The sequence below is a fragment of the Salipaludibacillus aurantiacus genome (genome assembly GCF_900111295.1).
Taxonomy (GTDB): domain Bacteria; phylum Bacillota; class Bacilli; order Bacillales; family Salisediminibacteriaceae; genus Salipaludibacillus; species Salipaludibacillus aurantiacus.
In genome coordinates this window covers 94,166-106,371 of the sequence record NZ_FOGT01000015.1, presented here as the reverse complement: position 1 = coordinate 106,371, position 12,206 = coordinate 94,166, and the positions used below count along the sequence as shown (strand labels likewise).

8 protein-coding genes are annotated in these 12,206 nt (G+C 45.0%); 5 read left to right on the top strand and 3 right to left on the bottom strand.

Annotated elements, in window-relative coordinates; translation table 11 throughout:
- Window positions 1–118: 118 nt before the first annotated feature.
- Window positions 119–1,489, bottom strand: coding sequence for an N-acetylglucosamine-specific PTS transporter subunit IIBC (gene nagE, locus BMW59_RS16330; RefSeq protein ID WP_093054466.1), 1,371 nt, complete (start codon window positions 1,487–1,489; stop codon window positions 119–121).
- A 405-nt stretch (window positions 1,490–1,894) separates the two neighbouring features.
- Between nagE and BMW59_RS16325 the strand changes: the two genes are divergently transcribed.
- Complete coding sequence (locus tag BMW59_RS16325; RefSeq protein ID WP_093054464.1) at window positions 1,895–4,582, top strand: cation-transporting P-type ATPase; 2,688 nt, start codon at window positions 1,895–1,897, stop codon at window positions 4,580–4,582.
- A 14-nt stretch (window positions 4,583–4,596) separates the two neighbouring features.
- Here the strand turns inward: BMW59_RS16325 and BMW59_RS16320 are convergent, their stop codons facing one another.
- Together BMW59_RS16320 and BMW59_RS16315 are read right to left on the bottom strand one after the other, a co-directional pair.
- Window positions 4,597–5,106 carry a hypothetical protein gene (locus BMW59_RS16320; RefSeq protein WP_093054462.1) on the bottom strand — a complete coding sequence of 170 codons (510 nt, stop codon included), beginning with the start codon at window positions 5,104–5,106 and terminating at the stop codon, window positions 4,597–4,599.
- 311 nt (window positions 5,107–5,417) lie between these two features.
- Window positions 5,418–5,927 (bottom strand): DoxX family protein, encoded by a 510-nt coding sequence (locus tag BMW59_RS16315; RefSeq protein WP_093054460.1) that lies wholly within the window; start codon window positions 5,925–5,927, stop codon window positions 5,418–5,420.
- Between the two features lie 714 nt (window positions 5,928–6,641).
- Here BMW59_RS16315 and ppc point away from each other — a divergent pair.
- The 4 genes from ppc to BMW59_RS16290 all read left to right on the top strand — a co-directional run bounded on the left by ppc (window position 6,642) and on the right by BMW59_RS16290 (window position 11,990).
- Entirely contained in the window at window positions 6,642–9,398 is a 2,757-nt protein-coding gene (gene ppc, locus BMW59_RS16305; protein ID WP_093054456.1) for a phosphoenolpyruvate carboxylase, read from the top strand.
- A 134-nt stretch (window positions 9,399–9,532) separates the two neighbouring features.
- Window positions 9,533–9,847, top strand: a complete 315-nt coding sequence (locus BMW59_RS16300) for a YhdT family protein (protein ID WP_177174393.1) — start codon at window positions 9,533–9,535, stop codon at window positions 9,845–9,847.
- Window positions 9,844–11,289: a sodium/pantothenate symporter gene (gene panF / locus BMW59_RS16295; RefSeq protein WP_093054454.1), complete on the top strand. Its 1,446-nt coding sequence runs from the start codon at window positions 9,844–9,846 to the stop codon at window positions 11,287–11,289. The genes BMW59_RS16300 and panF overlap by 4 nt, the downstream gene beginning before the upstream one ends.
- A gap of 194 nt (window positions 11,290–11,483) precedes the next feature.
- Entirely contained in the window at window positions 11,484–11,990 is a 507-nt protein-coding gene (locus BMW59_RS16290; protein ID WP_093054452.1) for a hypothetical protein, read from the top strand.
- Window positions 11,991–12,206 lie beyond the last annotated feature (216 nt).

Below are 12,206 nucleotides of genomic sequence, written 5' to 3'. Positions count from 1 at the left end.
GGGAACAAGTATTGGTCTCTCCTCTACAATAGGAGCTTTTTTTGTGTTTGTAAACTTAAAATTACAATATATTCCATTCGTGCAAGGCTACTGGGACAGACCCCCCATTTTTTGGATGCTACAGTTTTTTGCGCATGGCGTCTGCGACGAATTCCACGTCTGTTCCAACGACGACTTGTATATCAGTGGAATTCAGTTTCATAACCCCTTTAGCGCCTGTCTTTTTAAGCATTTTCTCATCAACTTTACTCATGTCTTTCACTTTCATTCTGAGTCGGGTGACACAATTATCGAGAGACGAGATGTTCTCTTTGCCTCCAAGGCCTTCAAGATAGCCTTCCGCCATCTGTTCATATTTATCAGCGGACTGGTCAACAGCCCCTTCAGCTTCGCCTTCTTCCTCTTCGTCTTCGCGTCCTGGTGTTTTCAGGTCCAGAGCGCGAATGAGGAAGTAGAAGACCACAAAATATATACCTGCGTAGGCAAGGCCGACTAAGGCGAGCAGCACAGGCTGGGTGGCAATTCCGAAGTTCAGGAAGTAGTCAATCGCCCCGGCCGAGAATCCAAACCCATGCAAGATGCCTAACGCGTTGGTCACCACCATCGATGATGCCGTTAATAAGGCGTGCACGACATAAAGAAGCGGTGAAAGGAACATGAATGAGAATTCAATTGGCTCAGTAATCCCTGTCAGGAAGGACGTGAACGCAATACCGATCATCATCCCGGCAACCGCTTTACGGCGGTGCGCTTTTGCGGCAAGAATCATAGCAAAACATGCGGCAGGAAGGGCAAACATCATAATTGGGAAAAATCCTGCCATAAACTGCCCGGCAGTCGGGTCTCCGGCAAAGAATCTGTTTAAGTCACCAGTAGCTCCATTAAATTCGCCGAACTCAAACCAGACGAGTGAATTTAACACATGGTGAAGGCCAATAGGAATAAGTAAACGGTTTAAGAAACCATACACACCGACACCAACGGCTCCCGAACCGATAATCCACTGTCCGAGTCCATCGATCGCTTCCTGGATTGGCGGCCATACAAAGCCAAAGATGGCTGCAAAAATAATCATTGCAGCGGCTGTGACTATAGGAACGAACCGCCTGCCGCCAAAGAAGCCGAGCCATTGCGGGAGCTGGACGGCATGGAATTTGTTATAGAGCAGGCCGGCGACAACCCCGCTGAATATACCTCCGAGGAAAGCCATGTTAATTTCTTCGTTAATTGCCTGAGTCCCTTCAGTTAAAACGAAGAATCCTATAGCCCCGGCGAGACCGGCAGCACCGTTTCCGTCTTTGGACATCCCGATTGCCACACCGATCGCAAATAGCAAGGGAAGGTTGTCAAACAGCGCGCCACCTGCGGCTGCCATAAACGGAATGTCTAACACATCTTCAGCCCCGAGTCTTAACAAAAGAGCGGCAGCTGGTAAAGATGCGATCGGAAGCATAAGCGCTTTACCGATTTTTTGTAAAAAACTAAGCATGGTAAAAGACCCCTTTCATTTTAAAAGTGAAATAAATAAGAGCAAAGAAAAACACTGCGCGCATCCTTAATCCGGAATTCTCCTCACCACCTTTGTACACCTATATGTATGACAGCGTTTTCCTTAATAGTAAAAAATAATAAAGGGTGTGTGTTCTATAATAACGCTGTTGAATTCAGTTTATCACTCACGCGTAAAGTTGTCTATACCACTAATTGAGGAATCAGCACAGAAGTCCTTATTTTGTCATAAATAGGACAAAAAGGGGGGACAGACCCCCCAGTTGTTTCCAGTTATCTGTGCTTCTGCTTTTTCTGTCAGAATAAAGTTTAACGGGGGCGTTTTAGGTCAATATATACCTTAGGTACTATATTTTATATTTCGTATGAAAGGACGGCATGCTCTATGTCCAACGATTCAATGCAGGAACAGAACTGGTACAGTAAAGACACAGATGAGACGCTAAAAGAGTTTGAAGTCAAAGAGTCTGAAGGGCTGTCCCAGGACGATGTAAGTGAAAGACTGAACAAATATGGAAGGAACGAGCTGCCTGAGGAAGAAGGCGAGAATTCTTTTATTAAGTTTTTGAAGCACTTTAATGATGTGCTGATCTACATTCTTCTCGTGGCGGCTGTCGTGACTGCCTTGCTTGGGCACTTCATTGATACTGCCGTTATTCTTCTTGTCGCGATCATCAATGCAAGTATTGGTTATTTCCAGGAAAGCAAAGCTGAAAAAGCACTTGAAGGCATTAAAAATATGCTGTCACTTGAAGCAAATGTGCTGAGAAACGGTGAAAAAAGAGAAGTGGACGCCGCAGAAGTGGTCCCGGGGGATATTGTTTACCTCAGTGCCGGAGACAAAATCCCGGCCGATATCCGGCTGCTGTCGGCTGATAATTTAAAAGTCGAAGAAGCGGCTTTAACGGGGGAATCCACCTCAGCTGAGAAGAGCACGGACGTGCTTGATGAGGATACGGTTTTAGGGGACCGGGAAAACATGGCTTTTTCCGGAACATCAGTCACCTCAGGTTCGGGCCATGGGATTGTGACCGCGACCGGGGAAAATACAGAGATTGGAAAAATTAATCAATCCATATCCCAGGTTGAAGAGCTTAAAACGCCGCTTATGAAACAGACCGACCGGTTCGGTAAACAAGTAGCTGTCTTTATCCTGGTTGCGGCCGTATTTATTTACTTATTTGGATTCTTTATAAGAGATTACGGAGCAGGCGAACTTCTGTTATCCATAATTGGTCTGGCTGTAGCAGCTATTCCGGAAGGGCTTCCGGCAATTATTTCCATCATCCTCGCTCTCGGTGTGCAGAATATGGCCAAACGGAAGGCTATTGTGCGTAACCTGCCTTCCGTGGAAACGCTTGGAGCCGTGTCTGTCATCTGTTCCGATAAAACCGGTACACTGACAAAAAATGAAATGACAGTCACCTCAGTAATGACAAAAGATGATAGTTATGAAGTGACAGGCACAGGTTATGCTCCTGAAGGCGAAATCAGAGATGGAGATGAAGAAGCTGATGCAGAACAGCGAGGAGACTTGCTTGAACTGCTGACTGCTATGAAAACATGCAATGATTCCACTTTAAGAAAAGACGAAGAAGGCTACTGGACAATTAATGGGGAACCGACTGAAGGCTGCCTGCTCACTTTAGCAGAAAAAGCGAACACAGATATTGACAGGCTGGATGTCCAGTCCAAAATACCGTTTGATTCGGCTTATAAATATATGGCGGTGCTGACAGAAAGAGACGGGGAAAAACTCATTTATGTTAAAGGAGCCCCTGACCGTCTTTTTGAAATGGCCGAAAGAGGCAATGGAGACTTCGACCGCTCCTATTGGGAAAAGAAAATGAAGCAGCGTACGACTAAAGGGGAACGTGTCCTGAGTGCCGGCTTTAAAAAGGTGTCTGATGAGGTTACAAAAATTGACCATGAAGACCTGGAGGAAGGAGTCGAATTTTTAGGCCTCACAGGCATTATCGATCCTCCGAGGGAAGAAGCAATAAGCGCAGTAGAAGAATGTACGAAAGCAGGAATCGGCGTCAAAATGATTACCGGCGACCATAAAGATACGGCTATGGCCATCGGGAAACAATTAGGAATTGGCGATGGCCAGAAAGGACTGGAAGGCAGGGACATTGATAAAATGTCAGACGACGAACTGTCTGAAGCCATATTGGAATATGACGTTTTTGCAAGAACCAGCCCTGACAATAAATTAAGAATTGTGGAAGCCCTGCAGGAAAATAACCAGGTTTCCGCGATGACCGGGGATGGGGTAAATGACGCTCCTGCACTTAAGCGGGCAGATATTGGAGTAGCCATGGGGATAAAAGGAACTGAAGTTGCCAAAGAATCCTCCCAGATGGTGCTCGTGGACGATAATTTTGAAACGATAGTCAATGCCGTGGAAGAAGGACGGCGGGTTTATGCCAATCTGAAAAAAACGATATTATTTATTTTACCGACAAATGGTGCCCAGTCATTTTTAATAATGATCAGTATTCTACTGGGGACGCTCATGCCGCTTACTCCTATCCAGATTCTGTGGGTAAACATGGTTATCGCGGTCACAGTGTCTCTTGCACTGGCGTTTGAGCCGCTGGAAAAAGGAGCGATGGACCGGCCGCCGCGACCGGTTAAAACACCGCTGCTGACCCCTTATTATATTTTCAGGATCATCTTTGTATCTCTTCTAATCGGCGGCGGTACAATGGTATTATTTATGAACCTGATTAATCAGGGAATGGAAGAAGCGATGATTAACAGTGTCGTCCTTCAGACAATAGTGATTATGCAGATGTTCCACTTATTTAACACGCGTAACGAAATCGGCTTTGCGTTTAACAAGAACTTTTTCAAAAATAAGTTTGCGTTTATCGTTTCCGGTGTTTTACTTGCGCTTCAGGCATTCATATTATATGTGCCGTTTATGAATACAGCGTTCGGAACTGTGCCTCTCGGATGGACGTATTGGGTTATTCCGTTCATTCTGGGCGCCATCGTATTTACAGTGATTGAAGCGGAAAAGGCAATCACACGGAAAGTAGTCCAAAGAAAAGAAAAAGAGAGTTAAGAAAAAGAGTCCCCTTACGAGTAAGGGGGCTCTTTATGCATAGGAGAGAACTTTTGGCGGAATCGCCCGGCTGTGGAATTTTTCTTTGGAGGATGGTCACTCAGCAGCAAGTCAATGACTGACTGCCGGTTGCGGGCAGTGAAGGCGGAAAGAGGCCGCTCAGGTTCATTTATAAAAAATGTTTTGCCCTTCTGTTTGTACTCCTCAATATCTTCCCTTATAAAGTTTAAAATGCCTGGGGATACATAAGGTTTGTTTTGTGACACGGTTAAATGAATCTGCCGTTCTAATCTAAATTTTTCATAATCAAAAATAACGCCGTTGCCGAGTTCAAGAAGTTCAGAAACACCTTGAATAAAAACCGGCCCCCGCATCACAAAGATAATCGGATCTTTTATAAGGGGAAGAATGTTTATTTCCTTCAATTCAGAGGTTCTCTCAGCCGGGAAGGAGGTGAGATGAACATAGTGAATACTTTTCACTAACTGTATAGTGTGCAGAAAACGCCGCATATTATATTCCATAGTCTCCCTCCTCCCTGTCATTTGCACACGAATAGTTAAAATACCTTGAAAAAGATTAGCGGGGTAAGCTCTTTCTTTTAAATTATACCATTAATTATATAAATTAACCAATTAATAAGGTATATGTATCTAGGTCTTTTGGTTCGTTATTTGTATTTCCAGTAAATGGGGGGTCTGACCCCTATGTGAATTTGCCTTTTAAAAGAAAGGCGATGAGCGGTAGGGAGCGAGAGCGCTAAAGGGGAGGAAGGACAGGCTTAATAAAGGGGCGAAAAGCGCCCTGCTGATTTGAGCGAGGGCGCTTACTAATGCTAGCTTATTTGCTGGGCTGTTCTTTTTGGTGTCAATTTATCTTTAAAGACGACTGTCCGGATATATGGGATAACCCACCGGTCGCCTCCAAACCTTCCGGCATTGTATCCTGCTGCGATAATGAAAATAGTTAATAATACCATCCAAGGGTTAGACGAGATCGTGCCGGCAAACATGAAAGCAAAGTTCATAACGAGCCCGAAGAACGCTGCAGCGGTAGTGAGAATACCAAATATCAGACCGAGGCCTACAAGTAATTCACCCCAGGCAACCATAAAGCTGAACATCCCTGAGTTGGGAACAGCAAAGTTTTCGATAAAAGCATGATACGTCGGATATTGTTCCATCACTTCTTCGTTTCCGACCACTCCTTGCAAATAACCGGACGCATCAAATTCCCCAAACGCTTTATCCCATCCTGAAGTTAACCACTGCCAGCCTATATATACCCGCAAAACTGTCAAAATCCCAGCTGCAATTTTGTTATTCCTTAAGAAATCCATAAACATGGTCTATTCCTCCTCATAAAAAAGTTTAAGTGAGAAGACAGCCTGTGCTCACTTGTTAACTTTCTGTGCTGTGTGATGTTAGTGACCACTAACTATCTTTCTGATTACAGTATATAATACAGCAGGCCCTCCTAACGGTTAAACCTGTGAAAATCCTGTTGCAAAGGCATGACGTTTTTGTGAATGAGTGAGCAAAAACGTCTTTTCCAGTAAATGGGGGGTCTGACCCCTATGTGAAAAATCTCTTAAGCCTCTCTCTAAACCTTCTTTCTTCTTATTTAAATGGAACAAGTTGTGAATAGCGTGATATTAGCAAAATTTGTTATAATAGCATGGAAAGACGGCTGATTGCTCCGGTATACTCCCGTAACTGACAAAATTGTTAGAAAAAATTGATTATTGGCTTTGCTTTTTGTTAGTATTAAACTTAATCTAACGCTGGACCTCTTTTATTGTGAGTGGGACAGTTTATGTCTGCGCGGACACAAATTGTCCCACTTGCGATCTCTATCCTGCTTTTCAGATGGCTGGAGGTCCAGCAAAATCTTATACTTTATGAATCTGGCATTTTCACCCGGATTCGAAGGATAAGGAGATTAAAGCTGCGCCGGGGGTGCGAGATTATGCGGGGAGCAGCTGAACCAGACAGCCGGAAGGTTTGTCTGATGTTTCCGCACCGGTGATCAGCAATTTTCTTTACAGGAGGATGATGGCATGATTGACACGAAAGATCCTAACGGAAGATTAAGGGAAGATGTAAAAAAGCTTGGAAACATTTTAGGACAAGTTTTAATTCACCACGGCGGAGAAGAATTATTCAATGAAGTTGAACAAATCCGCGAAATCACAAAGGGACTGCGTGAGGACTTTAATGATGCTGATTATAAAAAGCTGAAAGAAAAAATTAGTAAATTGGAATCGCCGTACAGGCAGGATGTGATCCGGGCCTTTGCAACGTATTTCCATCTCATCAATATTGCGGAACAGAATCACCGTATCCGCCGCTCCCGGGAGTACCGTATGAAAGAAGACGGACAGGCACAGCCGATTTCGATCGAAAGTGCCGTGCAGACGCTTAAAGAGGACGATCATTCACCGGAAGTTATCCAGCAGATCATTGATGATCTTTCCATTGAGCTGATTATGACTGCTCACCCGACAGAAGCTGCTAAACGGACAGTTCTTGAGATCCAAAAACGAATTTCTTATATTTTACAAAAGCTCGACACTCGTATTTTAACTAAAAAAGAGAAGGATAACCTTGAAGAAAGTCTCGTCAATGAAGTAACCGCTCTTTGGCAGACAGATGAACTGCGCCATAAAAAGCCTACAGTTATCGACGAGGTTAAAAACGGCCTCTATTATTTTGACCAGACGTTGTTTAAAGTCCTTCCGGCAATCCACAGGGAACTGGAGGAGCAATTGGCCGATTATTACCCAGGCCACCAGTGGCGCGTACCTAATTTCCTTCACTTCGGTTCATGGATAGGCGGGGACCGTGACGGGAACCCATTTGTAACGCCAGAAGTGACTTGGGAGACGTTGAAACTCCAGCGCGGACTTGCTTTGAAAAAATATGATGAATCTCTAGTGGATTTAATGCGTCGATTCAGCCAGTCAACAGCACGGGTTTCTATTGATGAGGATCTTATTCAATCGGTGGAAGAGGGCGAAAAAGCCTATATGAAAAAAGCAGATATGTGGCCGATCCAATCTGAGATCTACCGCCGCAAATTTGCGATTATGCTTAAGCGTCTTCGCCAGGTCGGCAAGTCGAAAGCTGGCTATGAGGAAGCGGAAGAGCTGATGGACGACTTACTTCAAATTAAAGAGAGTGCTCAAAAGCACCAGCAGGAAGGTCAGCAGCTTAAGAAGCTCGCTAAGCTTATCCGCCAGGTGGAATTATTCGGCTTCCATGTGGCCACGCTTGATGTCAGAAACCACAGCGGTGAACATGAGACTGCGGTGGCAGAGATGCTTCAAGTGGTCGGAATTTCTAAAGACTACCAATCATTGAGTGAAGATGAGAAACTGAAAGTCTTACAGGATGTGCTTAAGGATCCTCGTCCGCTTATGCTTCTGAATGAAGATTATTCAGAGGAAACAAGGGATATCTTTGAAGTGTTCCGTATGATCAAACGGGCTCATGATGAATTTGGCAGCCGGTCCATCGAAGTCTATCTGGTCAGTATGACGCAATCCCCGAGTGATTTGCTTGAAGTTCTCGTTTTAGCAAAAGAGGCAGGCATTTACAGGCTCCATGCTGACGGAAGAGTCGAAAGCGGATTGCATGTAGCGCCTCTGCTCGAAACAGTAGATGACCTTATTGCCGGCCCGGAAATTATGAAAACACTGTTTAAAATGGATATTTACAGAAACCATATTCATGAGCGCGGAGACCACCAGGAAATCATGCTTGGCTATTCCGACGGCAGTAAAGACGGCGGGACGTTAACAGCTAACTGGAAGCTGTTTAAAGCCCAGCAGGAAATTCATGATATGGCGCGCGAGTTTAATATTGGCCTTAAATTTTTCCACGGGCGCGGCGGTTCATTAGGCCGCGGAGGCGGACCGCTGAACAGAAGTATTGTTTCCCAGCCGGCTGAAACCCTTCTCGACGGCGTGAAAATTACAGAACAGGGAGAAGTGCTGTCTTCAAGATACCTTTTAGGTGATATCGCCTTCAGAAACCTGGAACAGGCGGCAGCAGCATTAATTTCCTCTTCTTCAAAGGTACACAGCGAATCGGTTAAAGTCACCGGCTTGAAAAAAGAGTGGGAAGAAGCAATGGAAGAAATTTCAGAACATGCTCTGAAAAAATATCAGTCTCTCGTTTTTGGAGATAAAGACTTCCTCACTTATTTTAAGCAGACAACGCCTTTAAATGAACTGCGGGAATTGAATATCGGCTCCCGGCCGATGAGCCGTAAAAACAGTGAGAAATTCGAGGATTTACGGGCTATTCCTTGGGTCTTCGCCTGGACTCAGTGCCGCCAGAACCTCCCGGCGTGGTATGCCGCAGGGACAGGGCTTCAGGCTTTCGTTTCAAAGAGCGAAGAAAACCTGAAAGTCCTTCAGGAAATGTATGAAATATGGCCGTTCTTTGAGTCTACAATTAATAATCTTCAAATGGCGCTCATGAAAGCCGATCTGCAGACAGCAGAAGAGTATGTAGCGCTTGTACAGGATAAATCAATAGGGGAGCGGATTTTCTCAGATATTAAAGAGGAATTTGAACGCAGCCGGGATGTCTTGCTTAAAATCTCCCAAAGCGAGGAGCTTTTAGATCATACACCAAACATCCAGGCATCTGTGCACCGCAGAAACCCTTACGTCGACCCGCTGAGCTACCTTCAGGTTGACCTGATTAAAAAGATGCGTGCATCCGAAGGTGAAAAGTCAGATGAACTGTTAACTGAAGTTCTGTTAACAATCAGCGGTGTGGCAGCCGGTCTCGTCAACACAGGCTGATAACCAAAAACTGGGGGGTCTGTCCCCCCATAAAATGGAATTGCCATAGGGGCAGACTTTCCAATAAATGGGGGGTCTGACCCCTTTTTTTGTGATATTCTGGAGACATACATTTTTGGGAAGAGGTGAAGGAAATGAGCCGTGAGATAGATGAGAAAGATCCGCGGTTTAAGGTGGCTAACCGGGAAGCACTGATCGGGGTTGGACTTGTTATTCTTAATTTTTTATGGTGGTACGGATTTGCTTACGGCCTTGGTTCCCGGCCGGTTGAGGAGTATACATATGTACTGGGAATGCCTGCCTGGTTTTTTTACAGCTGTGTAGCGGGCTTTATCGTTATGGCTGTCCTTGTAGCCGTGGTAGTTAAAAGTTTCTTTAAAGATATGCCTTTTGATGATCCGGAACCTGATAAAACCGGTAAAGATGGCGCAGAGGAGGATGCTGAATGAACTGGTCTGTTGTTATTCCTCTGATCATCTTTTTAATTTCAATTTTTGCCGTCGGCTTCTGGTCGTCCCGCTATCTGAGAAAAACGAATAATTTTTTACAGGAATACTTTCTTGGAAGCCGTGAACTCGGCGGCTTTATTCTGGCAATGACCATGATCGCTACATATGGAAGCGCGAGCAGTTTTATAGGCGGACCGGGAGCAGCGTATACTCAGGGACTCGGTTGGGTGCTGCTTGCCATGGCTCAAGTAGCAACCGGCTACTTCGTTCTTATGGTTCTCGGGAAAAAATTTGCGATCTACGCGCGAAAATATAAGGCCGTCACCTTAATTGATTTTTTGAGAAAGCGTTATGGGGAAAGTAAATGGGTGGTATTTATTGCAGCCTTCAGTATTATCGTCTTTCTCTTTTCAGCGATGGTGGCCCAGTGGGTTGGGGGTGCCCGTTTAATAGAGTCACTGACAGGTCTCAGTTATACGTCCGCTCTGTTTATCTTTGCTGTAGCGGTGCTTCTTTATGTCATTATAGGAGGTTTCCGCGCGGTAGCGCTGACGGATACGATTCAGGGAGTCGTCATGTTCTTTGGGACATTGATTATTCTCATAGGAACAATAATTGCAGGCGGGGGCATTTCAAATATTATGTCGGACCTCGCAGCAGAGAATCCTAATCTTATCACGCCATTTGGCCATGACGGCGGCTTAACGCCGGCTTATGTTTCGTCTTTCTGGATTCTTGTAGGTGTCGGGGTGCTTGCCTTGCCGCAAGTGGCAGTTAGGGCGATGTCTTACCGTGATGCAAAGTCGATGCACCGTGCGTTAATTATCGGAACAATTGTTGTAGGTTTTATTATGCTCGGCATGCATCTAATAGGTGTTTTTGCACGTCCGATTATGCCGGGCGTTGACGTCCCGGATTCTGTGATGCCGATGATTACTATGGAAGTACTGCCGCCGTGGCTGGCCGGAATTGTACTGGCGGCCCCGATGGCAGCGATCATGTCCACTGTCGACTCGCTTTTACTGATTGTCAGTTCGGCTGTGGTAAAAGACGTATATTTGAATTATATGAACCCTGAAGCAACGGATAAAAAAGTGAGGCAAATCAGTTTCGGAGTCACATCAGTACTCGGAATCCTTATCTTCGCAGCGGCTCTCAGTCCGCCGGACCTGCTTATATGGATGAATCTGTTTGCCTTCGGAGGTTTGCAGGCTGCGTTTATCTGGCCGGTTGTTATGGGACTGTATTGGAGTAAAGCCAACCAATATGGCGCTATAGCTTCCATGCTCGCCGGGATAGGATCCTATGCTGTCATTCACAACGTCCAGCCCAATATATTCGGCGTCCATACCGTTGTCATGCCAGTGCTGCTCTCATTAATTGTCTTCGTCAGCGCAAGCCTGCTGACCAGGCACAAAACTGGGAATAAATGGGGGGTCTGACCCCATCCCGGGAGCTTTTGCTTCCGGGATTTTTACTTTTTTTGCTATTATTCCTAAAAGTATATTTTTATAGTTTTTAAGTTTCTTATGTCCTAAAATGCAGAATTACTGGCTGTCTCGTCCTCTCATTGGTAATACACCGATTTTCAGATTGGGTTACGATAGAGTTCAATCTAAAAAGGGGGTTATAACCAATGGTTAAGAAGCTGTCGGTGTTCGTTGGGATCGTGCTGGTGTCTATGTTTGTCTTCAGTTCAGTCGTTTACAGCTCACACGTGCATCAGATGAAAGCGGAAAACCGGGTTTTGGCAGCTGACAGCAGGGACAATTATGCAGATGTGTCTATGAAAGGTGCAGACAGCCACTTAATATATAATCCTGGAGCCTGGCCGGTGCCCCACCGTGAATTCATATATTGGGGTCCCGGGTACGAACGTTATCCGGATAAATTTGGTACACATTATCCTTATCCAGTCTCTCAGCCTCACAGGTTCGATTATCAGCCTGTATATCCCTCCACCTATGATCAGCAATTTAAAGGGCGTGTCTACAGGACATTAGATGAGAGAATCTTTGCTCTATTGGATGAATTGAGTGCAGTCGGTATGATTGCGTTATACTTTTTTATTAGAATCATGTATACAAACTGGTTCCGGCCGCAAAAAAAGAAGAAACAGCCCCGTTTAAGGCTGCCATTCTAACAATGGCAGCTACCAGCTTTGCAGAATGATTCTGCAAAGCTTTTTATTTCGTCCATTTTTTTCAGCGATGAGTCGTTAAATACTTTTAAGTTCCCCTTAATCCCAGGCTTCTCGAAAGAAATAACAGCCATCGAATAAAAATAATAGAATTATACTTACATACATAATTTTTCCTGTATATTCCATCAAAAGCCTGTCATAAGTTCAGGTCGTCCT